Genomic DNA, 24,716 nt, shown 5'->3' with positions numbered 1-24,716 from the left:
CTTTTTTACTCTTTTTAAATACAAAAAGTAATTTTATTTATGATACGGTTCCCCACGATTAATACGAAATGCTCTATACACTTGCTCAAGCAATACTAATCGCATTAATTGGTGTGGTAATGTCATCTTTGAAAAAGAAAGAGATTCATTTGAACGCTTCATTACTTCTGAACTTAGTCCAAGTGATCCTCCAATTACAAAAGCAACTTTACTCTTTCCATATGTAGCAAGACGATCTAAGCTTACTGCAAATTCTTCTGATGATTTTTGTTTTCCTTCTATTGCTAACGCAATGACATGCGTATCGTCAGAAATTTTATCCAGTATACGTATACCTTCTTTTTCTTTTACAATTAACATTTCTGCTTCACTTAAATTTTCTGGCGCCTTTTCATCTGGCAATTCAATTACTTCTACTTTTGCGTATGCAGATAATCGTTTTAAGTATTCTGCTATACCTTGTTTTAAATATTTTTCTTTTAATTTCCCAATTGAAATAATCGAGATATTCACACTCATTCCCCACCTTACAAACATGTTATCCACATAACTTATCCACATATCCACAATTGTTACCCACATATTGTGTGAGAATCTGTGTTCGATACAACATATGTCGCCTCGTTTTGACAAAATTCACATGTTTTTTTCTCTTTTTCCGAGTTATCCACATTGTTGATAACTGGTGCAACTTCACACTCATCCACAATAATATCTAAAGCCAATTCAACATGTTCTAAACAACAAGGTAAATTCATATTCTTCACCTCACTTTTCTACAATAGAAAACAGGAGGTAGGCCCTCCTGTTTTTAATACTTTTGAATGCCTAGTTTAACCGTTGTTGTTGCTCGTTTTGTACCACGATAAAACGTAAGAGTCATTTTATCATTAATTTTTTTATCATATAAGGCCGTACGGAATCCGATAATATCGCGAACCGGTTTTCCATCTACTGCTACAATCACATCGTGTTCTCGTAAACCAGCATCTATACCTGGCGAAGGACTTTTCACATCTAAAATGCAAACTCCCTCTGTTACATTACCTGGTAAATGCAATGTTTTTGACCAATGATAGTTTGGAATCTCATTTAACGATCTAAGTTCAATTCCAACATACGGTCTCCTTACTTTTCCATACTTCTCTAATTCATTCATAATTGGAACAGCTCTAGTAACTGGAATAGCTAGTCCAATTCCTTCTACTTCTTTTGCTGCAATTTTCATTGAGTTAATGCCAATTAATTGGCCTGCGGCATTTACAAGCGCACCACCACTATTACCTGGATTAATTGCTGCGTCTGTTTGCAATACTTCTACTTGCCAATCGTAATGTCCATCTTGATCCAAATCTACAGGAACAATACGTTCCTTAGCCGAAATAATGCCTTGTGTGACAGTTCCAGAAAATTGCAGCCCGAGTGGGTTTCCAATCGCAATGACCGGTTCTCCTCTACGAACAGTATTAGAGTCGCCAATCTCAATTATTTTTTTCACATGCTTTGCATCTATTTCTAGTACAGCTAAATCTGTGACTACATCGGTTCCTAATACTTTCCCAGGAACCTTCTTACCGTCACTTAAACTTACTTCAATACGATTTGCTCCAGCAACAACATGATTATTCGTTACGATATAAGCTTGGCCATCTGTCTTTTTATAAATTACACCCGATCCTGTACCAGCTTCTGAATCTGCCTCTGAAAAATTATCTCGTTGAATATTAATAACACCAACAACAGCTTCAGACGCACGATCAACAGCATCAACGAAGCTAATCTGTTTAATTCCTTGAGCTTCGGCCATATTACTTCCACTTGCTTCAGCTTGTGGAAGCGCGCCCGCATCATTCGCAAATAAAGGAGCTCCAAATGCAAATAACGAAGCTCCTACAATTGTTCCTGCTATACTAGAAATAACAATACCTTTATGCTTCTTTTTTCTTGCACGTTTCATACGGTAATTTTCTTCATCAATAAAGGACATATTTGTTCACCTATCTTCCTGAAAACAACTATATTCACCTTTATTGTTTACTAAAATGAAGAATTATACGTATTGAATTTTTGTAGGCATTTTCGGATCTGTGTCGTGAATTTCAAAAGCTTCTCCCACTCCAAATCCTTTTTCCTCTAGTACTTGTGATACTGACATACGTGCTAGTTCTTTCATGTTATTATCTAAACTTAAATGGGCTAAATAAATATGTTTTGTCTCATCTGTAATTACATCCGCCATTGCTAATGCAGCGTCCTCATTACAAACGTGCCCTACATCACTTAAAATACGTCGCTTAATACTCCATGGATAACGTCCCATACGAAGCATTTCCACGTCATGATTACTTTCAAACACGAAAGCATTAGCCCCCTTAATAACACCTTTCATACGGTCACTCACGTATCCCGTATCTGTAATAAGGGCTAACTTTCTATTATTGTTGTGAAAAGCATAGAACATCGGCTCTGCCGCATCATGAGAAACCCCAAATGACTCGACCTCAATATCACCGAATGTTTTCACATCCCCAACTGAGAAAATGAACTTTTGCTCAGTTGGGATATTTCCTATTAAGTGTTCCATTGCATTCCATGTTTTCTCATTTGCATAAACAGGCAAATCATATTTACGTGCCAATACACCTAATCCTTTAATATGATCACTATGTTCATGTGTTACAAGAATACCCGATACATCATTTATATTTAGTTCTGCCTGTTTAAATAAAGCCTCTGTTGCTTTACCACTTAAACCTGCATCGACGAGTAATTTCTTCTCATCTGTTCCTACATATAGCATATTCCCTGTACTTCCACTTGCAAGTACGCTAAAATGCAACCCCATTCTTTCTCACTCCAGTATGTTCATCAACCACTTGATTTTCCCTTTCCCCTAATTCCATAACTTGTCCTTCAATTGCATTTACAAAGAAGTCCTGCTTCTGCTCCGTTTTTAAGTTCCATGTTGGAGCAAGTACTTGGTTATTAGAAGTAGATGCGGTAAGGTTGGCATAACCAATTTGTGCTTCTTTTACATGTGTATTCCCATGAACTTTATTTTTTAAATACAGATTTTCTAAAGCCGTTTGGGCAGTAATAATTTCTTGCTGTTTCGTTTTTTCACTTTCGCCCATTTCTTTTAAATCAGTTAGCATCGTCTGCGAGTACGACACCAGTTCATTTTTTTCATTTAATTCCACAACAATCATTGCCTGATCGTTATAGAAAATAGGCTTATCTTTATATTTTTGGAAGAAGTAAATTTTAGAGTCTTTCATCGCTCCAAACTCATACTTTTGTCCATCCAATACATAGTTCTTTAAAAAATCACTATACTTATCTTTGGATAATGATTTTGTATTTAAAAAGGGCTCTTTTAGCTTACTTTCTATCTTGTACATATTTTGTATATGCGCCGTTTGACTCTTTAAAGACTGTACATCTTCTTCTTTAAATGCCTTATTTTCCGCCCTAATAAATGCCTCTTTTTTCGGTTCTTTAGGGAAATTACCCATAGTAATTTTGTTTGCTTTTAATTCTTGATCTATCTTTGTTTCTGCAATAAGCTCCAATTGATTACTATCTTGCTTTTGAATGAATTGAAAAATGAGAAAGAGGTCCAAAACAAAAAAGGTCACAATAAATATGGTTTTAATCCGATCCCAATCCATTTAGTCCTCCCTCACTCCACTCATATATTTTTTGTTTACCAGCTTCATCTTCAACAAACTTTACATACCAAATTGGCTGTAGTCGAGCTACTTGCCCATCTAGTGATAATTTGTATCCAATACCAATGTCTTTAATAAATCTTTTATCTACCGCGGCATTATTTTCTAAAGATGCTATTACAACGTGACCTGATGGAAGAGTAACCTTCTGTTCTATACCTTTCGTATTTAAAGACAACAATGGTCTTTCATATTCCATTACTTCTTCTGATCCCCATACTTGTCTCAATTCAGCTAATCCATCTGTATTAAATACGGAATATCCATCTTCATGTAAACGAAATACGGTCTGTCCTTTATTCATATAGTCCAAACGATATGAATCCAAACTCCCGCTGTGGCCATTTACAAAATCAAAGCTTTTTTGTAAAAGCATTAAATTATCTGGCGTTTTCTCATTTGAAACAGAAGAGTTTTTATACTTTAGCATATGATGATCATTTTCAATCTCCATAGACCTAATACCATCTGTAAATGTTTCTTTCGATTTCTCGGTAATAGGGCTTAAATAACGCGGGTCACTAAATAGAGCATTCTTAAATGTATCAACCGCTAAATTAGATGAAATATATGTTATATTACTTAATTCCGTCGTTCCATCTGATAAAAATATCTTTTTCGTATCATTAATTTGATAATCAAAATAAGGTTTCGCTGATACTATAAATTGATTTTGTGCGTTTACAATATCTTTTAAATACACACCACTTAATTTTGCTTCATATATTCTAGAGTTATCACCATCAGAAACAAAATTAACTTTAATTTCTTGATCCCTACTTCTAGAAGGGTCAAGAATAATTCGATTAAAATGTTTAGGCTTATCTATACTTTTTTCTTTCATATTAAACATAGATTTAACGGCATCAAATGGGATATTGGTAGGAAAAACAAGTTCAATTTTCCCTTCACCATGCACATAAGAAAGGAAATCAGCTTTAGCAATCGATATCTCTTTGAAACCATGTAATTCCCCTGCTTCCAAAGTTTTATAGATTGATTCTATATCTCCCTCTCTTTCACTCCCGTAATGATTTTTATCTTTATGCGCGATGATAGAAGTAGGGCGTACAACATCAGCAATTTTAGTTTGAGTAGTTCCTTCATTCCCCTGTACAAATTTTGCGTTTTGCATAGACGTGGAATCTGGCACATACGTCCATAAGTTAAAAGTAAGAAATAGGCTAATTACAACTAAATTAATTAAAACTATCGTTTTAACATTTTCCATGCTCATTCCCAATCGTCCTCTTCATCCGCTGCCATTGGCAATGTGAAATAAATAGTTGTCCCTTTTCCTTCCTCACTCTTCGCCCAAATTGAGCCACCATGTGCCTCAATCATTTCCTTCGCAATTGCTAATCCAAGTCCTGTACCACCCATTTGTCTTGAACGTGCTTTATCTACGCGATAAAAACGTTCAAAGATTTTATCGACGTTCTCTTTCGGAATACCCATTCCTTGGTCACTTACACTAATCTCTAATAATTCACCGCGATCACGTAAGCGATATGTTACTGTTCCACCTTCTGGTGAATACTTTAATGCATTCGAAATAATGTTATACAATACTTGCGTAATTTTATCCGTATCCATATCAATAAATCGAGATTTTTTAGAGAAAGATCGTTTGAAACTTACGTTTTGCTCTTTAGACATTTCAAAACGATCAATAATGTTATTAAAGAAGTCAGTAAAGTCGACCCATTCTTTCATTAAACGATGTTCTGTACTATCAAGTTTAGATAGTTGTAATAACGCATTTACAAGTCTAATCATTCTTTCTGTTTCTTCTTGTGTAACGGTTAAAAATTGCGGTGCAATATTCGGATCTTGCCACGCACCGTCCGTAAGTGCCTCTAAGTAACTGCGCATCGTTGTTAATGGCGTTCTTAATTCATGAGAAACGTTTGCCACAAACTCGCGGCGTTCCCTTTCTATACGCTCCTGCTCAGTTACATCATATAATACGGCAATCAAGCCATTTGCTTTCCCTGTCTCTTTTTGAATAACAGAGAAACTAGCACGTAAAATATATGGCTCATTTCTCGTACTAAAATCTAATAAAACAGAATCAGGCTCTTCGTATAAATGATCGAGCGTAAATTCTTCTTGTATCCCTAATACTTCTAAAACAGATTGATCGAGCGCCGTTTCACGCGAAACATTTAGCATCTTTTCCGCAGGGTCATTTAATAAAATAATGTCCCCTTTTCGGTCAGTAGCAATGACTCCATCTGTCATATGTGATAGAACGGATGACAATTTACGTCTTTCACTCTCCGTTGAAGAACGAGCTTGTTGTAATTTTTTGGATAAATTATTGAAAGATAATGCTAATTGTCCAATTTCATCATGGCTATGCACTTTTACTTTTCTCGAATAGTTTCCTTTTGCCATTTCAATCGCTTGTCTTCGCATATCTGAGATTGGCCTCGTAATCGTTTGAGCTAACAAAATTCCAAGTACAGCCGTTACGAGTAATGCAATAACGGTTCCAGTCGCAAAAATTTGATTAATATCCTTCATCTGTTTATAAACATCTTCCATAGATGCAACAATGTAAATAGCACCAAGTGCATCTTTTCCGTTGTCATCTAGAATAGGAGTAAGCATAACTTGTACACGATGGCCTGTACGACCATCCTTCTCAATTTTTATTTCTGGTTTTTTTTGTACCAATACCCGCTGAACAGCTATATCAGTTGATGTTCTATTTACCTTGTTTTGCTTTGACTCATCTGAAATAGCAAGCAACTTTCTATTCGAATCAAATACACTTACCTCTTGGATATCTTTCTTTCGATCAGAGGCAAATTTTCGAATTGAAGTTTTAATCGTTTCATCTGTTGATTCTGTTTCTGCTTTTGTATGACTTTTTTTAAACTCTTGTTTCAAGTTATATGCTAATAAGTTCGTTTGCTGCGTTAAAGAATCTCTAAAGCCTTGTACAAGACTCTTTTCTAACTCCCTTACGAAATATACTCCAATAACTTGCATTGCTATTAATATTAATAGCATGTATATGAGTACAAATTTTAAATGAATAGATTGAAAAAAACCAACTTTCTTCATATACTATTCCTGCTCTGGGTCACGCAAGTAATACCCTACTCCACGTCTAGTTACAATTAAAGTGGGATGACTTGGATTATCTTCAATTTTTTCACGTAAACGACGCACTGTTACATCCACTGTACGTACATCTCCAAAATAGTCATAACCCCAAACTGTTTGTAATAAATGCTCACGAGTCATAACTTGTCCTAAATGTTTGGCTAAATAATGTAGTAGCTCAAATTCACGATGTGTAAGTTCAATATTTTCCTCACGTTTCGTTACACTATACGCATTTGAATTGATAACGATTGGTCCAATAACCATTTCCGTATTTTCTTCTTTTTCTGCAGCACCACCTTGTTGATGGCGACGTAAATTCGCCTTCACACGAGCAAGTAATTCCCTCGTACTAAATGGCTTTGTTACATAATCATCTGCTCCAAGCTCAAGCCCTAATACTTTATCAATTTCAGAGTCCTTTGCTGTAAGCATAATAATCGGCATTTCCGAGCTTTTACGTATTTCACGGCAAACCTCCAAGCCATCCTTACCTGGTAGCATAATATCTAATAAAACCATATCTGGCTGCTCTTCATTCGCTTTTTCAATCGCTTCATCACCATCATGCGCCATTACAATTTCAAAACCTTCTTTTTCTAGGTTGAACTTCAAAATATCCGCAATCGGCTTTTCATCATCAACTACTAAAATTTTCTTTCCCATCATCGTCTATTTCCTCCTTATAAAGTGAAACTTTAATCGGGCATTTACGTGCAGTTGATCTCGCACCTAACTTCTTTACCTTCGTTGAATTTTGGGGTGGGTCTTACTGCCCGTTAATGCGGGGTAAAAATATGGTCAATATCCCTAAACACATTGATGTCTACATAGTATGTCCCTATATGGCCGCATCTTTTGCTTAAGTACTTTCTCCTCTATTCTCACAGACTCATGTATGATCCACTTTTACACGGAATCCTATACGATCTATAGAAAAACCTCTAGCTTCAACTGCTAGAGGCTTCTCATTCTATTTTAAAATAACTACTCACTTTTGTAAAATTACACAAATAAAAAGGATATTAAGTGGGCCCACTTAATATCCTGAGAGTGGCTCGGGACGGAATCGAACCGCCGACACGAGGATTTTCAGTCCTCTGCTCTACCGACTGAGCTACCGAGCCAAAACTATATATAAAACCACTAATGGTGGTATAAACAAAAGTGGCGGTCCCGACCGGGGTCGAACCGGCGATCTCCTGCGTGACAGGCAGGCATGTTAACCACTACACCACGGGACCAAAAATGAACATAAAAAAAACATGACCCGTACGGGATTCGAACCCGTGTTACCGCCGTGAAAGGGCGGTGTCTTAACCACTTGACCAACGGGCCACGAAAAATAAAATGGTGAGCCATGAAGGATTCGAACCTTCGACCCTCTGATTAAAAGTCAGATGCTCTACCAACTGAGCTAATGGCTCATACTCACCAACGTCATATTTTCGTGACGACAAGATGTATCATAACATGTTTTATTTGTTTTTTGCAATACCTTTTTTTATTTTTTTATAAAAGATAAGAAAAAACTCATGCGGACATGAGTTTTTTCTCAAAAATATCAATTAAGCTTCGTATACGTTACGAACGATATTTGTTTGGTTACGATCTGGTCCAACTGAGAACATAGATAATTGAATTCCTGTTAAATCAGAAACACGTTCTACGTATTTTCGTGCATTTTCAGGAAGCTCGTCTAATGATTTTACACCAGTAATATCTTCTGTCCAACCTGGAAGTTCTTCGTATACAGGCTCACATTTCGCTAAAATGTTTAAGTTTGCTGGAACTTCATCGATAACTTCGCCATTGTATTTGTAAGCAACGCAAATTTTAAGAGTCGGAATACCTGTTAGAACGTCGATAGAATTTAATGATAAATCTGTTAAACCACTAACACGACGTGCATGTCTTACAACAACGCTATCGAACCAGCCTACGCGGCGTGGACGACCAGTTGTCGTTCCGTACTCACGACCAACTTCACGAATTTGATGACCAATTTCATCATGAAGCTCCGTAGGGAACGGACCATCACCTACGCGGCTTGTATATGCTTTACACACACCTACAACGCGAGTAACTTTCGCAGGGCCAACTCCAGTTCCAACTGTTACACCACCAGCAATCGGGTTAGAAGATGTAACGAACGGATACGTACCGTGGTCGATATCAAGCATAACACCTTGTGCACCTTCAAATAATACACGGTGATTGTTATCTAGTGCATCATTTAGTACAACAGATGTATCACATACATATTGCGCGATTTGTTGTCCGTACTCGAAGTACTCTTCGAAGATTTCTTCTACACTGAAACCTTCTGTATCGTACATTTTTTCAAATAAACGATTTTTTTCTACTAAATTGCGCTCAAGCTTTTCTTTAAATGCTTCACGGTCTAAAAGATCAGCCATACGAATACCAATACGAGCAGCTTTATCCATATATGCAGGACCGATACCTTTTTTCGTTGTACCGATTTTGTTATCACCTTTACTTGCTTCTTCTAACTCATCTTGTTTTAAGTGATAAGGTAAAATAACGTGCGCACGGTTACTTACACGTAAATTATCAGTACTTACACCACGATCGTGTAAGTATTTTAACTCTTCAAGTAATGCTTTCGGATCTACTACTAAGCCATTTCCGATTACACAAATTTTCTCTTTATAGAAAATACCAGATGGAATTAAGTGTAATTTATATTTAACTCCGCCGAAAACAATTGTATGTCCCGCGTTATTTCCACCTTGATATCTTGCAACTACTTCCGCATGCTCAGAAAGAAAATCAGTGATTTTACCTTTTCCTTCGTCGCCCCATTGTGTTCCTACAACTACTACTGAAGACATTATTAAAGCACCTCCGCGATTTTCAAACGATCTATTCAAACAATATAATTGTACCAAAACCGAAAAAGAAGTCAACCAAAAAGCGAACATTTTTTTATTAAAAAACATTTTCGTTCGTAAGAATTATATTTTCACATTATGAAAGCCTTATCTTTCCTATAAAAAAAAAAGAAACACATCTTATTATAAGAAATGCGTTTCTTTTTTATACTCTCTTTATGCAGGCGGCGCATGTCCATCCTCGAAGCGACGTTCTAAGTTAACGAACTTATTGAACTCTTTAACGAATGCGAGCTCTACTGAGCCTACGGGACCGTTACGCTGCTTTGCAATAATAATTTCAATCGTATTTTTATTTTCCGTTTCCCGGTCATAGTAATCTTCACGATATAAGAAAGCTACAATATCGGCATCCTGCTCGATACTTCCTGATTCACGAATGTCAGACATCATCGGACGTTTATCTTGACGAGATTCTACCCCACGAGATAACTGTGACAAGGCAATAACAGGCACTTGCAATTCACGCGCAATCCCTTTTAATGTACGAGAAATCTCAGATACTTCCTGCTGACGGTTTTCTCCTGATTTCCCGCTTCCTTGAATAAGCTGTAAATAGTCAATCAAAACCATCCCAAGACCTTGTTCTTGCTTTAATCTACGGCATTTCGCTCGAATCTCATTTACTTTAATCCCTGGTGTATCATCAATATAGATACCAGCATTAGAAAGGCTCCCCATCGCCATTGTTAATTTTGCCCAATCATCAGAAGTTAATGAACCGGTACGCAGTCTTTGCGCATCAATATTCCCTTCTGCACAAAGCATACGCATAACAAGCTGATCAGAGCCCATCTCTAGACTAAAAATCGCTACATTTTCATCAGTTTTCGTCGCTACGTTTTGTGCGATATTTAATGAAAATGCGGTTTTCCCTACTGATGGACGTGCCGCTACGATAATTAAATCATTTCGCTGGAAACCTGCGGTCATCTTATCTAATTCTGTAAATCCAGTTGGTATCCCAGTAACTTCACCTTTTTGATTATGCAAAAGTTCAATTTTATCGTAAGCATCTACAAGAACATCTTTAATGTTTTGGAATGCTTTTGCATTCGTTTGGTGAGATACTTCTAATATTTTTTTCTCAGCCTCATTTAAAAGACCATCCACGTCATCTTCTCTCTCATACCCATCAGACACGATATGAGTTGCTGTTCGAATCAAACGACGTAATAGCGCTTTTTCAGCGATGATTCGTGCATAATATTCTACGTTAGCAGCGGTTGGAACAACTTCTGCTAATTCTGCTAAGTAAGAAACCCCACCAACTTCTTCTAATAATCCTTGATCAGCCATTGCTGACGTCATTATTACTAAGTCAATCGGCTCTCCTTTATCAGATAACCCAAGCATGACTTCAAAAATCTTTTGATGTTTCGTTCGATAAAATGAGTCAGGTACCAATAGTTCCGATGCTGATGTTAACGCATCTTGATCAATTAATATGGCCCCTAAAACCGCCTGCTCAGCCTCTATATTATGTGGAGGGGTACGATCAGCCATTACATCACTCATACGCAATCCTCCTTGCTTAACTTATTTTTATTGTTCACTAACATGAACTTTTACTGTTGCAGTTACTTGCGGATGCAACTTCACAGTAACGTTTGTATAGCCTAATGCACGAATCGCATCATCCATTTCAAATTTACGTTTATCAAGTTTAATTTTATGTGATTTTTGCATTGCATCTACGATTTGTTTACTTGTGATTGAACCGAATAGACGGCCACCTTCTCCAGATTTCGCCTTTACTTCTACAGTTAGTTTCTCTAACGTTTCTTTCAACTCTTTTGCATTTTCAACCTCTGCTGCTGCATCTTTTTCTTCTTTTCGCTTTTGAGCTTCTAAAGTTTTCATACTGCTATTTGTCGCTTCAGCAGCTAATCCTTGTTTTAGTAAGAAGTTATTTGCATAGCCATCTGGTACGTTTTTTATTTCTCCTTTTTTCCCTTTACCTTTTACGTCTTTTAGAAAAATTACTTTCATGATTGTGTGCCTCCCTGTAAATAGTCATCAATAACAAATCGAAGCTTCTCCTCAGCTTCATCTACGGTAACATTTTTCATTTGTGTGGCTGCATTCGTTAAATGCCCACCACCGCCTAAATTTTCCATAATTAGTTGCACGTTCACTTCACCTAAAGACCTGCCGCTAATTCCAATGAAATTCTCGCCACGTTTTGCAATAACAAATGACGCAATAATTCCTGTCATTGTTAATAATGTGTCCGCTGATTGCGCAATAAGCACTTGATCGTAGTAATCATCACTATCAACTTTTGCGATCGCAATTCCATTTGTATAAATGTACGCATTTTTAATAGCTTTTGCAACCCGTAAATACTGATCCATATCTTCTTTTAAAAGCTCTTGTACAAGTACAGTATCTGCACCATGTGAGCGTAAATAAGAAGCGGCATCAAACGTACGAGCACCCGTCCGGAATGTAAAGCTTTTCGTATCAACAATAATACCTGCTAACAATGCCGTTGCTTCTAACATTGTCATTTTTAAATTTTTCGGTTGGTACTCAAGTAATTCTGTAACAAGTTCTGCCGTGGAGGAAGCGTATGGCTCCATATAAACAAGCAATGGATCTTCAATAAAATCTTCTCCCCGGCGATGATGGTCAATAACAACTACATTTTCAATTTTGTGTAACAGTTTTTCTTCCATCACCATTGAAGGTTTATGCGTATCAACAACAACAAGTAATGAATCATCATTTGCAAATTCCATCGCTTGTCCTGGGGTAATAAAGTGAGACCATAACTCTTCGTTTTGTTTCACTTTATCCATCAAACGCTTAATTCCCTTATCAGAATCATTTTCATCTAACACAATATATCCTTTACGCTCATTTAATTGCGCTACCTTTAAAATACCAATCGCAGCACCAATTGCGTCCATATCAGGAGCCCTATGCCCCATTATAATGACATTACTACTTTCTAATACTAAATCCTTTAATGCATGCGAAATAACTCTGGCACGTACACGAGTACGTTTTTCAACTGGATTTGTCTTACCACCATAAAACTTAACTTTACCTGTCGCTTGTTTAATAGCTACTTGATCTCCACCACGGCCAAGCGCAAGGTCTAAACCGGACTGAGCCATTGCCCCAAGCTCTGATAAAGGTAAATCCCCTGATCCAACACCTACACTTAAGGTGAGTGGTATATTCCTTTTGGATGTTTCTTCACGCACCTGATCTAAAATGCTAAATTTCCCTTTCTCCATCTGTGCTAAAATACTCTCATTTAGTACAACGAAGAATCTTTCTGAAGATGCACGTTTTAAATATGCCCCATACTTAACGGCCCATTCATTTAATCGTGATGTTACAAGACTTGTTATATTCGTACGTAATTGATCATCTAACCCTTGTGTAACCTCATCATAATTATCTAAATAAATGACAGCCAAAACAGTGCGTTGATCCTCGTACATCTTTTCAATCTCTGTTTGTTCCGTTACATCAAAGAAATAAATTAACTTTTCTTCTTTCCTTACAAAAACGCGAAACTTTCGGTTATTTAAAGAGACTATATCATCGGAAGTTTCTCCCTTAATAAAAAGAAGTAACGTTTCTGATACATCATAAAGATGCCATCCAGCTAATGCATGCTGTCCTAGACATGAAGATAAATAAGGATTCGCCCAATCAATCCCATAATCCTTATTGTATAACAAAATACCAATCGGCATTTGGTTAAACGCCTCATTACTCACTTTCTTTACTCTTGTAATCATATCTGTCGTATACTTTTCGAAATTCCTTTGAAAAGTCAGTTCAAAGCGTATAACAACAAAAAGTACAATGCAAAAAATAAAAAAGGTGGATATCCCCATAATTAAATGAAAATAACAGAGGATCGCAATGAGCACAAACACGAAAAATGCCAATACGTAAACAGGATATAAAAACCACTGTTTCTTATAAAATTCAGGCATGTATACAACTCCTATAAAGTAAAACTAACTCTCCTTCCAGTTAGTTAAACAGATTAAAATAGTATAAGGAATATTACTTTATCCTCCTATTTTAGAACGCAATGAAATCCCTAAATCAATTATACCTAAGATTGTCACAAGAGGAAACAGCATCGGAATAAACATGCAGACAATAAAACTAATAATAGGAACTCCTTTCGTAAAACCTTTGCTATGCGCTATAAAAGCGATAAATGTCAGACCTTGCAGTACTAGTAATAAAGCAAATATGACATATAGGTTAGAAAATACCATATGTAAATATGATGTCGGTTCTACTTTTATAAAAGTTGATAGCAAAATAAATATAACGTAATACCAAACAATACTCTTTGGTAATTGTATATCTTTAAATTTAGGCCAAGATGTTATTTCATGTTTTAACTTTTTTAAAATACTACCTGATATTATCACTGTAATCCAAGAAAGACATACAGAAACCATTACAAATATACTCGGGAATATCGTTTGTAATATATCATTCATTTGTGCAAATAACTCTTTTTGTTCTTTACTAACCGGCATACCGGCAGCACTTGCTATCTTTTCACTTTGCACTACACTTTCATTAAACATATTTTGCATTTGCTTTATGAAATCTATGTTAAAAAACTTTATACTCGCAACGTAAATGAGCATAATACTGATTAAGTATGCAAGTGAACCTGTTATCAAAATTTCCAACGGCTTTCTTTGCTGTTTATACATGTATCCTAAAACAATACCCATCATCCCAAACACGACCGTCTTTATTAGACCTATCAGTTGAACTAAAATAATAGCAATTAAAAATGCCGCAGTAAAAACTATAAAGGCGTTAGATAATCTATATCTTATCGTTAGCAATATAAACGGCAATGGCAACGCAAACGTTACAACTGTACCTAAGATTGGAACATACATAGATATAAGCAATAACATTGCATATATAGCTAACAGCGCTGCACCCTCAGTAATAAATTTCGTATTCTTCATCATCTAACCTCTCTTTCAAAAAAAAGAAAAGCATAGCAAAATGCACAGTAGAGTCCGACTCTACTGTGCATTTCATACGCTATTATTCACCAACATATGGTAAAAGTGCCATTTGACGAGCACGTTTAATTGCAACTGTAAGTTTGCGTTGGTATTTTGCGCTTGTTCCTGTTACACGACGAGGTAAAATTTTACCACGCTCAGAAACGAAACGTTTTAATAAATCAACATCTTTATAGTCAATGCGAGTGATGCCGTTAGATGTGAAGAAACACACCTTACGACGTTTCGCACGTCCACCTTTGCGTCCTGCCATGTCTATTCCCTCCATTCTTTGTTAAAACTAACTAATTTACTGTATTAGAACGGTAAATCGTCGTCGGAAATGTCGATCGGTTGACCTACATTTGAAAATGGATCGTCATTCTTCGTAAATCCAGAGTTCCCTTGGTTACCTTGGTTGCCTTGATTACTAGATTGACCAAATGGGTTAGAGCTTTGGTTACCGAAACCAGCTCCTGATGGTTGCTGATTAAATGAACCACGTTGCTCCCCACCGCCATTACGCGGCTCTAAAAATTGTACGCTTTCCGCAAGAACTTCTGTTACATATACACGTTTACCATCTTGTCCATCGTAATTACGAGTTTGAAGACGTCCATCTACGCCTGCTAAGCTACCTTTTTTCAAATAATTTGCTACGTTTTCTGCTTGTTTACGCCATATTACACAATTAATAAAGTCAGCTTCACGCTCACCTTGTTGATTCGCAAATGCGCGATTCACAGCTAACGTAAAAGTAGCTACTGCAACACCATTGGGCGTGTAACGTAAGTCAGGGTCCTTAGTTAAACGACCAACGAGGATAACACGATTCATCAATCGAACCACTCTCCCTTATATATCAATTATTTTTCTTCTTCTTTAACAACGATATGACGAAGGATGTCTTCGTTGATCTTAGCTAAACGGTCGAATTCGTTAATTGCTTCTGCGTTAGAGTTCACGTTTAAGATCATGTAGAAACCTTCACGTAAGTCGTTGATTTCGTAAGCTAAACGACGCTTACCCCACTCTTTCGTGTTAATGATTTCTGCACCATTGTTTGTTAAAACACCTGCGAAACGTTCAACTAAAGCTTTTTGAGCTTCTTCTTCAACGCCAGGACGAATGATGTACATAATTTCGTACTTTCTCATTACACTTTCACCTCCTTTTGGTCTAAACGGCCCATAATGGGCAAGGAGCAATTAATTTATAGTAATTACTCACGAGTTTAGATTATATCATAGTAAGTTAGATGAATCAACTCACCCATGCATAAAAAACTTGGCAAACACATAATATATTTGCCAAGCTCATATCTTTATTTTTCCTAGGAAATATTGAATTAAACGTTGAAGCGGAAGTGCATAACGTCTCCGTCTTTTACGATATACTCTTTTCCTTCTAAACGAACTTTACCAGCTTCTTTTGCAGCTGTCATAGAACCGTTTGTCATTAAGTCTTCGTAAGAAACTGTTTCCGCACGAATAAATCCACGCTCAAAGTCTGTATGAATTACGCCAGCACATTGTGGTGCTTTCATACCTTGTTTAAACGTCCATGCACGTACTTCTTGCACACCAGCTGTGAAGTAAGTAGCAAGTCCTAATAAATCATATGCAGCACGAATTAATTGATCTAAACCAGATTCTTCAATGCCTAGTTCTTCAAGGAATACTTTTTTCTCTTCCTCATCTAGCTCAGCGATTTCTTCTTCGATTTTTGCACATACAACGATTACTTGAGAATTTTCATTTGCAGCAAATTCTTTTACCATTTTTACATATTTATTTTCAGAAGGATCCATAATATCATCTTCACTTACGTTTGCTACGTATAGCATTTCTTTCGTTGTAAGTAAATGAAGGCCTTTAACAATTTTCATTTGCTCTTCTGCAAATTCAACAGTACGAGCTGGTTTTCCCTCTTCAAAAGCTTCTTTTAAACGAACTAAAATTTCATGCTCATATACAGCTTCTTTATCTTTTTGTCTTGCTAACTTCGCAACACGTTCGATACGTTTATCAACAGATTCCAAATCCGCTAAGATTAGCTCTAAGTTGATTGTTTCAATATCATCGATTGGATCTACTTTCCCTGAAACGTGTGTAATATTTTCGTCTTCAAAACAACGAACAACTTGGCAAATTGCATCTACTTGGCGAATGTGAGATAAGAATTTATTTCCTAAACCTTCACCTTTACTAGCACCTTTTACGATACCTGCAATATCAGTAAACTCAAATACAGTCGGAACAGTTTTTTTCGGTTCTACTAATTCCGTTAATTTATTTAAACGCTCATCTGGTACTTCTACAATCCCTACGTTTGGATCAATTGTACAGAATGGATAGTTTGCAGATTCTGCTCCTGCTTGTGTAATTGCATTAAATAAAGTTGACTTCCCTACGTTAGGTAATCCAACAATCCCAGCCGTTAATCCCATATTTTTCACTCCTATGTCTCAATCTTTCATCATTATAGATAGTAACGAAAAAAATGACAAGTTTCCTCCAAACGAAAAAAGTAACAGCTGCCCATTGCAACTGTTACTTTCTCTCTATTCTTCGTGCTTCACAAGTATTTTTTTCACCTTACGATCAAATTCTCTTCGAGGAATCATTACTGAATGGTCACATCCCTCGCACTTAATGCGGATATCCATTCCCATACGAATAATCTTCCAGCGATTCTCACCACATGGGTGGGCTTTCTTCATTTCCACAACATCGTACAAGTTATACTGCTTTTGCTCCATTCTCCAAACCCCTCTCCATACTAAATTGCTTTTCCACTCACCAATTCTTCACGATTATATAAAACCATACGTGGATATGGAATTTCAATCCCATGTAAATCTAGACGATTTTTAATTTCTTTACGAAGGGCTCTTGCAACAACCGCATGTTGCATCGGCTCTACTTCCGCAATAACACGTAATATAACTTCTGATGCAGCCAATGTTTGCACACCTAATAACTGAGGCTTTGCTACCATTTGCGTATACTGTGCAGGTAATTCTTCTAATAACTCTTCAATAACTTGCTCCGCTTTCGCTATGTCAGCCTCATACGAAATGGATACATCAACAAATGCTACACTATTACTAACGGAATAGTTCGTAACTTGAATGATACTTCCATTTGGTAAAGTATGAATTTCGCCTGTCCAATTCTTTACTTTTGTTGTACGAAGTCCAATTTCTAGAACGACACCTTCAAACTGACCAATTTTTACATAGTCACCTACTGAAAATTGATCTTCTAGCAAAATAAATAACCCCGTAATAACATCTTTCACTAAACTTTGAGCACCAAATCCGACTGCTAAACCAATTACCCCGGCACCCGCTAATAAACCAGATGCATTAATATTAAACACACCCAAAATCGCAATTAACATAATGAACATAACAACGTATGCCACAATATTTTCAAGTAACTTCGCTACTGTAACTGTACGACGTTCTGAAATTTGAATTGGCGAACGGCTTCCCATACGAAACGCATTTCGTACAATTGCACGCGCAACTCGCACAATAATTGCACCAAGTATTAAAATAACGACTATTTTTAGTGATTTCACACCTATATTCGTCCAATCAATGGACTCAAACCATTTCAACGCTAAATCCATGTACCTCTACCTCTCCAGCTAAAATTTCTTTTTAATTATCCTTCTCATTGTATCAGAAGTCACCCTCATTTCTGAAAAATTTTTATGACTTTAATTGCATTTGTTAACTTCCATGCAGGTATAAAATGGAACGAATATATATATACTAGTACTATTATTTCCGTTTTCACTCAAATTTTACAGGAAGTACGCACTTATAGTTTTCCATTTTACTCACCATATAACATATTTTGAAAATTTATTAAAAGGATGGATGCTTCATGAATATTGGAAGTTTTCGCTTACCCTTTTTCGAAAAAGAAACTCAAAATGTTATGCACCAAGACGTAGAAGCCTCCGAGACAATTAGTAACTTCTTACTTTCCCATATCCCTATTAAAACGAATATACCGATTATTCTCGTTTGTATCGGCACAGACCGTTCTACAGGCGATGCACTCGGTCCGTTAGTCGGTACGAAACTAGAACAAGTAGGAATTAAAAACTTCCAAGTGTTCGGCACACTAGATGAGCCAGTGCATGCGCTAAATTTAGAAGAAAGAATTCGGAATATACAGAAAGATAATCCTACTTCATTTATAATTGCGGTCGATGCCTGTTTAGGAAAGTCTCAAAGCATCGGTTCCATTACTACCGGAATGGGGCCTAGTAAACCTGGAGCTGCGATGAACAAGAAATTACCTGCAGTTGGTGATTTACATATTCATGGCATCGTAAATCTAAATGGTTTTATGGAGTTTTTCGTCCTGCAAAATACACGATTAAGTTTAGTCATGAAAATGGCTGATGTAATTGCACAAAGTATAAAAGAAACAGACCAAAAATTATCTGTATTAAAAAAAGCAAACCATCTATAAATAATAAGATGGTTTGCTTTTTAGTTTTTCTGCGCTAATAATTCTAAAATACGATTTAAATCTTCTTTATTAAAAAATTCAATTTCGATTTTACCTTTTTCTTTTTTCGTTTCTTTAATTTTCACATCTGTGCCAAACTTTTCTCTTAAGAACGTTTCGCGTTCTACGAAAAATATGTTTCTCTCTTTTTTCACTTGTTTTGTTTCACGTGAAACGCGTTGATTAATCTCCTGAACAATTTTCTCTAATTGACGAACGTTTAATCCTTCTTTTTCGATTCGTTTTAATAAAGATTTCAATTGTTCTTCATCTTTTATCGTAAGCAAAGTTCTCCCATGGGCCATTGAAAGTTGACCATTTGCAATCATATCTTGCACAAATGGAGGGAGGCTTAATAACCGCGTATAATTTGCAATGTAAGGTCTGCTCTTACCAAGACGTTTTGCTAATTGTTCTTGCGTTACATTTAGCTCATTCATTAACATTTGATATGCCATTGCTTCTTCCATTGGGTTTAAATCTTCTCGTTGTAAGTTTTCAAGCAATGCAAACTCCATCATTTGCTGCTCATTTAATTGTCTTACAACAGCAGGTACCTTTTCGAGCCCTGCCTCTTTGGCAGCACGATATCTTCTTTCACCTGCAACAATTTCATATCCTTTAATACTCTTCCTAGCAATTAACGGTTGCAATATGCCGTGTTCTTTAATAGAGGCCGATAATTCTTGAATTGCCTCTTTATTAAAGTGTTTACGTGGTTGATATGGATTCGGTCTTAATTCAGTTATCACAATCTCCTGAATTGCCTCTTCTTCTTTCACATCTAAATCAGGAAAAAACACATTAATTCCTCTTCCTAATCCTTTAGCCACCTGCAATCACTTCCTCTGCTAAATCTATATATACTTCTGCCCCTCTTGATTTAGCGTCATACTGCATAATTGGTTTCCCATGACTTGGTGCTTCACTTAAACGAACATTACGAGGAATAATCGAACGGTATACTTTATCCCTAAAGTATTTTTTCACTTCATCTATAACCTGGATCCCTAAATTCGTGCGGGCATCCAACATCGTTAGCAATACACCTTGAATTGCTAGATTTTTATTTAAGTGCTTTTGCACAAGTCGAACTGTATTTAATAGCTGACTTAATCCTTCTAGTGCGTAATATTCGCATTGAACAGGAATAATAACAGAATCTGCTGCGGTTAATGCATTAATCGTTAATAACCCTAAGGACGGGGGACAGTCGATAATAATATAGTCGTATTCATCACGAACTGGCTGTAATGCCCTTTGTAAACGTACTTCCCGGGAAATAGTCGGTACCAATTCAATTTCAGCACCTGCCAATTGAATTGTAGCGGGTAGAACATCTAAGTTTTCAGTTGCGGTTTTACGTATAACCCCTTGAACATCTGCATCTTCCACAAGAACATTGTAAATACATTGATCTAATTCGGATTTTTCAATTCCCACACCAGTCGTTGCATTTCCTTGAGCGTCAATATCTACAAGAAGGACTTTTTTACCTACTTGTGCCAATCCAGCCCCTAAATTAACAGATGTTGTTGTTTTTCCAACGCCACCTTTTTGATTGGCAATAGCAATGATTTTTCCCATGATGTCACCTACTTTCAACCTTTCTATCTTATTCTAGTAATAATTACGTTTATTGTAACATGAAATAAAAGTTTTTCTTTTACGTCCTTATTAAACTTCAAAATTTATTTCTAAACTCCTTCTTCATCTAACAAGAAAATATAGTAAAAGAGACCTATCCAATAGGATAAGGTCTCTAACACGCCATTATTATTTTTTCTTCGGAATTTTAATTGTAATTTGATAGTACTCATCAAATTCTTCTTCCGCAGAATTAACATTTAAACCACTGTCAGCAACCATTTGTAATGACTGCCTAATTGTATTCATGGCAATTCTCGTATCTCGACTTACTGCTTTTTGCTTTGCCTTACGCTTCGGTTTGGCTTCCTCTAGTAATTTCGCAATTCGTTCCTCTGTTTGCTTTACATTCAGTTGTTTCTCCACAATTTCCTGTAAAACCTTCAGTTGTAATTCCTCATTCTTTAAAGGAATGAGCGCGCGGGCATGACGTTCTGTAATACTTTTTTCTAATAACGCACGTTTTATTTCTTCAGGCAACTTTAACAATCGCAACTTATTTGCGATTGTGGATTGTCCTTTTCCAAGTCGTTGTGCCAATGCTTCTTGTGTTAAATTATGTAACTCAATTAGCTTTTGATATGCCACAGCTTCCTCGATTGCTGTTAGTTCCTCACGTTGCAAGTTTTCAATTAAAGCTACAGAAGCTGTCTCTGTATCATTTAAGTTCTTTATAATTGCAGGAACCTTTTCCCACCCTAACTTTGTTGCCGCACGGAAACGCCTTTCTCCAGCGATAATCTCGTACTTGTCATCCTCATATTGCCTCACAACAATCGGCTGAATCAGTCCATGTGTACGAATCGTTAGTGCTAGCTCTTCAATTCGTGCATCATCAAAAACTGTTCGTGGTTGATAACGGTTAGGGGTAATATTTACTATCGGAATTTCTTGTATTTCTTCATATACCTTTTTATCTATTTCTTCATGGCTTTCGTCTTGTAATTCGAATTCGCTCTCTTTATCTCCAAAGCCAAATAAACGAGAAAACGTATTTTTCATACATATTCCACCACCTTTTAGGCCTATTGACTATTCTCCATAAAATGTTTCCTATGAAACATTTACGTTTTCATTTATATAATTCAATCTTACGTCTAATAAGATTTATTTTTCAATAGGTAATTTATTGGGTGTTCCCGGTTTGCGTGGATATTTCTTTGGTGTCTTGCGCTTTTTCTCGATTAATAAAATATTACGTTCACTTTCTTCAAACGGTAATTGGAACGTAGACATTTCTTTTAAATTCCCGCCTAGCACCTCTAAAGCATACTTGCCATTTTCAATTTCTTCGTTTGCTGCGGCACCTTTCATTGCAATGAACGTTCCCCCAACTTTTACAAGTGGTAAACATAGCTCACTCAATACCGAAAGACGCGCAACTGCACGTGCCATTACAATATCGTACGATTCACGTACACCTTCTTTTTTCCCAAATGTTTCAGCACGATCGTGACAAAACGCAACGTCACCTAATTCCAACTTTTGTGCTAAATGATTTAAGAAGTTAATACGTTTTTGCAATGAGTCTACAATTGTTACTTTTAAGTGCGGGAAACAGATTTTCAAAGGAATACTTGGAAATCCAGCTCCTGCGCCAACATCACAAATTGAGAATGGTTCTGAAAAATCATAATAAAAAGCAGCCGTAATGGAATCAAAAAAGTGTTTTAAATATACTTCCTCTTTCTCCGTAATAGCCGTTAAGTTCATTTTTTCATTCCACTCTACTAATGTTTCAAAGTAGATTTCGAACTGCTCTAACTGTCTAGAAGAGAGGGTGATACCCTTCTCTTCTAGCATAGATTGAAATTGTTCTATGTTCATCTAACAATATCTCCTTACTATTTATTGGTTCGATACTCGCGCAATTTTTCCTTGTTCAATATACACAAGTAAAATAGAAACATCCGCTGGATTCACGCCAGAAATACGTGAAGCCTGCCCCATTGAAAGTGGACGAACATCTTTCAATTTCTGTCTCGCTTCTGAGGCAAGGCTAGAAATCGCATCATAATCAATATCCACAGGGATTTTTTTGTTTTCCATTTTCTTCATACGCTCTACTTGCTGTAAAGATTTTTCGATATATCCTTCGTACTTAATCTGAATTTCAACTTGTTCTGTAATTTCATCACTTAATTCTACTTCACTTGGTACTAAAAGATGAATATGCTCATATGTCATCTCTGGACGACGTAATAAGTCACTTGCACGTATTCCATCTTTCAATTCACTTCCGCCAATACTACGAATTAATTCTTGAACTTCAGGACGTGGTTTAATAATAATGCTGCTTAAACGTTCCTTTTCCTGTTCAATTTTTAATTTTTTATTTGTAAATCGCTCATAGCGTTCTTCTTTAATTAATCCAATTTCACGACCAACTTCAGTTAAACGAAGATCAGCATTATCGTGGCGTAATAATAGGCGATATTCTGCACGAGACGTTAATAAGCGATATGGTTCATTTGTACCTTTCGTTACAAGATCATCAATTAAGACACCAATATAAGCATCCGCGCGACCTAAAATAACTTCTTTTTTACCTAAAGAACGACATGCTGCATTAATCCCAGCCATAAGCCCTTGTCCTGCCGCCTCTTCGTAACCAGAAGTTCCGTTAATTTGTCCTGCTGTATATAAATTTTTAATTTTTTTCGTTTCAAGTGTTGGCCATAGTTGTGTTGGCACAATTGCATCATATTCAATTGCATAACCTGTACGCATCATTTCAACGTTTTCTAGGCCAGGTATTGTTCTAAGCATATCACGTTGCACATCTTCTGGTAAGCTTGTGGATAAACCTTGTACATACACCTCTTGTGTATTACGTCCTTCTGGCTCTAAGAAAATTTGATGACGTGGTTTATCATTAAATCTTACTACTTTGTCTTCGATTGAAGGACAATATCTAGGTCCTGTTCCCTTAATCATACCAGAATACATAGCTGAGCGATGTAGGTTTTCATCTATTAAACGATGTGTTTCCGTACTTGTATACGTCAACCAACATGGAATTTGATCCATAATAAATTTTGTCGTTTCAAAAGAGAAAGCTCGTGGTTTATCATCACCTGGCTGAATTTCTGTTTTACTGTAATCAATCGTATTACTATTTACACGCGGAGGTGTACCTGTTTTAAATCTAACAAGATCAAATCCAAGCTCCTCTAAATGTTCGGATAAAGTTATAGATGGTTGTTGATTATTCGGACCGCTCGAATATTTTAAACCTCCCATAATAATCTCACCGCGTAAAAATGTTCCAGTCGTAATTACAACTGTTTTGGCTGTATATTCAGCACCAGCTTGCGTAACTACCCCTTTACATTCGCCATCTTCGACGATTAAACGCTCAACCATTCCTTGGAACAACGTTAAATTTGGTGTTTCTTCAATTGTTTTCTTTAATTCATGCTGGTAAGAGAACTTATCTGCTTGTGCGCGAAGCGCGCGTACAGCTGGTCCTTTACCTGTATTTAACATACGCATTTGAATATACGTTTTATCAATGTTGCGTCCCATTTCTCCGCCTAATGCATCAATTTCCCGAACAACAATCCCTTTTGCTGGTCCACCAACAGAAGGGTTACATGGCATAAACGCTACCATATCTAAATTAATTGTTAACATTAATGTTTTGGAGCCCATTCGTGCTGCCGCAAGACCAGCTTCACATCCTGCATGACCTGCACCGATTACTATGACATCGTATGAACCGGCATTGTATCCCATTGTTTATTCCTC

The 24,716-nt window shown here is 36.6% G+C and carries 25 protein-coding genes and 4 tRNA genes; 1 reads left to right on the top strand and 28 read right to left on the bottom strand.

The features are described 5' to 3' along the window. Positions 1–33: 33 nt before the first annotated feature. The 23 genes from rlmH to MKX31_RS23745 all read right to left on the bottom strand — a co-directional run bounded on the left by rlmH (position 34) and on the right by MKX31_RS23745 (position 18,423). Positions 34–513: a 23S rRNA (pseudouridine(1915)-N(3))-methyltransferase RlmH gene (gene rlmH / locus MKX31_RS23855; RefSeq protein WP_001027003.1), complete on the bottom strand. Its 480-nt coding sequence runs from the start codon at positions 511–513 to the stop codon at positions 34–36. Positions 514–572: 59 nt separating this feature from the next. Then, a complete protein-coding gene (locus MKX31_RS23850) occupies positions 573–758 on the bottom strand; it encodes a CxxH/CxxC protein (RefSeq protein WP_001052827.1) in 186 nt (61 codons plus the stop codon). 53 nt (positions 759–811) lie between these two features. Beyond that, positions 812–1,987 carry a S1C family serine protease gene (locus tag MKX31_RS23845; protein ID WP_098103043.1) on the bottom strand — a complete coding sequence of 392 codons (1,176 nt, stop codon included), beginning with the start codon at positions 1,985–1,987 and terminating at the stop codon, positions 812–814. A gap of 63 nt (positions 1,988–2,050) precedes the next feature. After that, positions 2,051–2,845, bottom strand: coding sequence for an MBL fold metallo-hydrolase (locus tag MKX31_RS23840; protein ID WP_000522836.1), 795 nt, complete (start codon positions 2,843–2,845; stop codon positions 2,051–2,053). Next, positions 2,829–3,671, bottom strand: a complete 843-nt coding sequence (locus MKX31_RS23835; protein ID WP_340981606.1) for a two-component system regulatory protein YycI — start codon at positions 3,669–3,671, stop codon at positions 2,829–2,831. Before MKX31_RS23835 ends, MKX31_RS23840 begins: the two co-directional genes overlap by 17 nt. After that, positions 3,652–4,968 (bottom strand): YycH family regulatory protein, encoded by a 1,317-nt coding sequence (locus tag MKX31_RS23830; RefSeq protein WP_064475999.1) that lies wholly within the window; start codon positions 4,966–4,968, stop codon positions 3,652–3,654. Before MKX31_RS23830 ends, MKX31_RS23835 begins: the two co-directional genes overlap by 20 nt. Then, positions 4,965–6,806, bottom strand: coding sequence for a cell wall metabolism sensor histidine kinase WalK (walK, locus tag MKX31_RS23825; protein WP_064475998.1), 1,842 nt, complete (start codon positions 6,804–6,806; stop codon positions 4,965–4,967). The genes MKX31_RS23830 and walK overlap by 4 nt, the downstream gene beginning before the upstream one ends. Before the next feature lie 3 nt (positions 6,807–6,809). Continuing rightward, positions 6,810–7,517 (bottom strand): cell wall metabolism DNA-binding response regulator WalR, encoded by a 708-nt coding sequence (gene walR / locus MKX31_RS23820; RefSeq protein ID WP_000971866.1) that lies wholly within the window; start codon positions 7,515–7,517, stop codon positions 6,810–6,812. Between the two features lie 385 nt (positions 7,518–7,902). After that, positions 7,903–7,975, bottom strand: a tRNA-Phe gene (locus MKX31_RS23815). 41 nt (positions 7,976–8,016) lie between these two features. Continuing rightward, positions 8,017–8,092, bottom strand: a tRNA-Asp gene (locus tag MKX31_RS23810). Positions 8,093–8,114: 22 nt separating this feature from the next. Beyond that, a tRNA-Glu gene (locus MKX31_RS23805) sits at positions 8,115–8,186 on the bottom strand. 13 nt (positions 8,187–8,199) lie between these two features. Further along, positions 8,200–8,275 (bottom strand) — tRNA-Lys (locus tag MKX31_RS23800). 141 nt (positions 8,276–8,416) lie between these two features. Continuing rightward, positions 8,417–9,706 (bottom strand): adenylosuccinate synthase, encoded by a 1,290-nt coding sequence (locus tag MKX31_RS23795; protein WP_064475178.1) that lies wholly within the window; start codon positions 9,704–9,706, stop codon positions 8,417–8,419. 216 nt (positions 9,707–9,922) lie between these two features. Continuing rightward, on the bottom strand, positions 9,923–11,284 hold the full coding sequence (dnaB, locus tag MKX31_RS23790; protein ID WP_001286242.1) for a replicative DNA helicase: 1,362 nt from the start codon (positions 11,282–11,284) through the stop codon (positions 9,923–9,925). A gap of 27 nt (positions 11,285–11,311) precedes the next feature. Further along, positions 11,312–11,758 carry a 50S ribosomal protein L9 gene (rplI, locus tag MKX31_RS23785; protein ID WP_000864225.1) on the bottom strand — a complete coding sequence of 149 codons (447 nt, stop codon included), beginning with the start codon at positions 11,756–11,758 and terminating at the stop codon, positions 11,312–11,314. Beyond that, positions 11,755–13,728 (bottom strand): DHH family phosphoesterase, encoded by a 1,974-nt coding sequence (locus tag MKX31_RS23780; protein WP_001113891.1) that lies wholly within the window; start codon positions 13,726–13,728, stop codon positions 11,755–11,757. The genes rplI and MKX31_RS23780 overlap by 4 nt, the downstream gene beginning before the upstream one ends. 78 nt (positions 13,729–13,806) lie before the next feature. Next, positions 13,807–14,742, bottom strand: coding sequence for a YybS family protein (locus MKX31_RS23775; protein WP_340981605.1), 936 nt, complete (start codon positions 14,740–14,742; stop codon positions 13,807–13,809). An 82-nt stretch (positions 14,743–14,824) separates the two neighbouring features. Next, the gene (gene rpsR / locus MKX31_RS23770; protein ID WP_000918874.1) at positions 14,825–15,058 is read right to left on the bottom strand and encodes a 30S ribosomal protein S18; all 234 of its coding nucleotides are present in this window, start codon (positions 15,056–15,058) and stop codon (positions 14,825–14,827) included. A gap of 44 nt (positions 15,059–15,102) precedes the next feature. Beyond that, positions 15,103–15,624 carry a single-stranded DNA-binding protein gene (gene ssb / locus MKX31_RS23765; protein ID WP_064460038.1) on the bottom strand — a complete coding sequence of 174 codons (522 nt, stop codon included), beginning with the start codon at positions 15,622–15,624 and terminating at the stop codon, positions 15,103–15,105. Positions 15,625–15,650: 26 nt separating this feature from the next. Further along, positions 15,651–15,941 (bottom strand): 30S ribosomal protein S6, encoded by a 291-nt coding sequence (rpsF, locus tag MKX31_RS23760; protein ID WP_001233781.1) that lies wholly within the window; start codon positions 15,939–15,941, stop codon positions 15,651–15,653. Positions 15,942–16,132: 191 nt separating this feature from the next. Further along, the gene (ychF, locus tag MKX31_RS23755) at positions 16,133–17,233 is read right to left on the bottom strand and encodes a redox-regulated ATPase YchF (RefSeq protein ID WP_088047702.1); all 1,101 of its coding nucleotides are present in this window, start codon (positions 17,231–17,233) and stop codon (positions 16,133–16,135) included. Between the two features lie 114 nt (positions 17,234–17,347). Further along, positions 17,348–17,545 (bottom strand): DUF951 domain-containing protein, encoded by a 198-nt coding sequence (locus tag MKX31_RS23750; protein WP_000436051.1) that lies wholly within the window; start codon positions 17,543–17,545, stop codon positions 17,348–17,350. Positions 17,546–17,565: 20 nt separating this feature from the next. Beyond that, positions 17,566–18,423, bottom strand: coding sequence for a mechanosensitive ion channel family protein (locus MKX31_RS23745; RefSeq protein WP_340981603.1), 858 nt, complete (start codon positions 18,421–18,423; stop codon positions 17,566–17,568). A 260-nt stretch (positions 18,424–18,683) separates the two neighbouring features. On the opposite strand from MKX31_RS23745, the gene yyaC reads away from it, so the two are divergent. Further along, the gene (yyaC, locus tag MKX31_RS23740; protein ID WP_088047701.1) at positions 18,684–19,280 is read left to right on the top strand and encodes a spore protease YyaC; all 597 of its coding nucleotides are present in this window, start codon (positions 18,684–18,686) and stop codon (positions 19,278–19,280) included. Positions 19,281–19,300: 20 nt separating this feature from the next. On the opposite strand, the gene spo0J is transcribed toward yyaC, so the two are convergent. From spo0J to mnmG, 5 genes are all read right to left on the bottom strand, one after another. Then, a complete protein-coding gene (gene spo0J / locus MKX31_RS23735) occupies positions 19,301–20,152 on the bottom strand; it encodes a stage 0 sporulation protein Spo0J (protein ID WP_001051813.1) in 852 nt (283 codons plus the stop codon). Further along, positions 20,145–20,906, bottom strand: a complete 762-nt coding sequence (gene soj, locus MKX31_RS23730) for a sporulation initiation inhibitor protein Soj (RefSeq protein WP_000516117.1) — start codon at positions 20,904–20,906, stop codon at positions 20,145–20,147. Before soj ends, spo0J begins: the two co-directional genes overlap by 8 nt. Before the next feature lie 189 nt (positions 20,907–21,095). Continuing rightward, a complete protein-coding gene (gene noc / locus MKX31_RS23725) occupies positions 21,096–21,968 on the bottom strand; it encodes a nucleoid occlusion protein (RefSeq protein ID WP_000799025.1) in 873 nt (290 codons plus the stop codon). 105 nt (positions 21,969–22,073) lie between these two features. Further along, positions 22,074–22,793, bottom strand: a complete 720-nt coding sequence (gene rsmG, locus MKX31_RS23720; RefSeq protein WP_001019619.1) for a 16S rRNA (guanine(527)-N(7))-methyltransferase RsmG — start codon at positions 22,791–22,793, stop codon at positions 22,074–22,076. Positions 22,794–22,814: 21 nt separating this feature from the next. Continuing rightward, entirely contained in the window at positions 22,815–24,704 is a 1,890-nt protein-coding gene (gene mnmG / locus MKX31_RS23715) for a tRNA uridine-5-carboxymethylaminomethyl(34) synthesis enzyme MnmG (RefSeq protein ID WP_000541060.1), read from the bottom strand. Positions 24,705–24,716 lie beyond the last annotated feature (12 nt).

This window comes from Bacillus sp. FSL M8-0063, assembly GCF_038005545.1.
GTDB lineage: Bacteria > Bacillota > Bacilli > Bacillales > Bacillaceae_G > Bacillus_A > Bacillus_A wiedmannii.
This window is presented reverse-complemented; position numbering and strand designations above follow the sequence as displayed.

Coding starts and splice junctions, on each gene's coding strand:
- MKX31_RS23850 (WP_001052827.1), bottom strand. CDS start 758: ATGAATTTACCTTGTTGTTTAGAACATGTTGAATTGGCTTTAGATATT.
- MKX31_RS23845 (WP_098103043.1), bottom strand. CDS start 1,987: ATGTCCTTTATTGATGAAGAAAATTACCGTATGAAACGTGCAAGAAAA.
- MKX31_RS23840 (WP_000522836.1), bottom strand. CDS start 2,845: ATGGGGTTGCATTTTAGCGTACTTGCAAGTGGAAGTACAGGGAATATG.
- MKX31_RS23835 (WP_340981606.1), bottom strand. CDS start 3,671: ATGGATTGGGATCGGATTAAAACCATATTTATTGTGACCTTTTTTGTT.
- MKX31_RS23830 (WP_064475999.1), bottom strand. CDS start 4,968: ATGAGCATGGAAAATGTTAAAACGATAGTTTTAATTAATTTAGTTGTA.
- walK (WP_064475998.1), bottom strand. CDS start 6,806: ATGAAGAAAGTTGGTTTTTTTCAATCTATTCATTTAAAATTTGTACTC.
- walR (WP_000971866.1), bottom strand. CDS start 7,517: ATGATGGGAAAGAAAATTTTAGTAGTTGATGATGAAAAGCCGATTGCG.
- MKX31_RS23795 (WP_064475178.1), bottom strand. CDS start 9,706: ATGTCTTCAGTAGTAGTTGTAGGAACACAATGGGGCGACGAAGGAAAA.
- dnaB (WP_001286242.1), bottom strand. CDS start 11,284: ATGAGTGATGTAATGGCTGATCGTACCCCTCCACATAATATAGAGGCT.
- rplI (WP_000864225.1), bottom strand. CDS start 11,758: ATGAAAGTAATTTTTCTAAAAGACGTAAAAGGTAAAGGGAAAAAAGGA.
- MKX31_RS23780 (WP_001113891.1), bottom strand. CDS start 13,728: ATGCCTGAATTTTATAAGAAACAGTGGTTTTTATATCCTGTTTACGTA.
- MKX31_RS23775 (WP_340981605.1), bottom strand. CDS start 14,742: ATGAAGAATACGAAATTTATTACTGAGGGTGCAGCGCTGTTAGCTATA.
- rpsR (WP_000918874.1), bottom strand. CDS start 15,058: ATGGCAGGACGCAAAGGTGGACGTGCGAAACGTCGTAAGGTGTGTTTC.
- rpsF (WP_001233781.1), bottom strand. CDS start 15,941: ATGAGAAAGTACGAAATTATGTACATCATTCGTCCTGGCGTTGAAGAA.
- ychF (WP_088047702.1), bottom strand. CDS start 17,233: ATGGGATTAACGGCTGGGATTGTTGGATTACCTAACGTAGGGAAGTCA.
- MKX31_RS23750 (WP_000436051.1), bottom strand. CDS start 17,545: ATGGAGCAAAAGCAGTATAACTTGTACGATGTTGTGGAAATGAAGAAA.
- MKX31_RS23745 (WP_340981603.1), bottom strand. CDS start 18,423: ATGGATTTAGCGTTGAAATGGTTTGAGTCCATTGATTGGACGAATATA.
- yyaC (WP_088047701.1), top strand. CDS start 18,684: ATGAATATTGGAAGTTTTCGCTTACCCTTTTTCGAAAAAGAAACTCAA.
- soj (WP_000516117.1), bottom strand. CDS start 20,906: ATGGGAAAAATCATTGCTATTGCCAATCAAAAAGGTGGCGTTGGAAAA.
- noc (WP_000799025.1), bottom strand. CDS start 21,968: ATGAAAAATACGTTTTCTCGTTTATTTGGCTTTGGAGATAAAGAGAGC.
- rsmG (WP_001019619.1), bottom strand. CDS start 22,793: ATGAACATAGAACAATTTCAATCTATGCTAGAAGAGAAGGGTATCACC.
- mnmG (WP_000541060.1), bottom strand. CDS start 24,704: ATGGGATACAATGCCGGTTCATACGATGTCATAGTAATCGGTGCAGGT.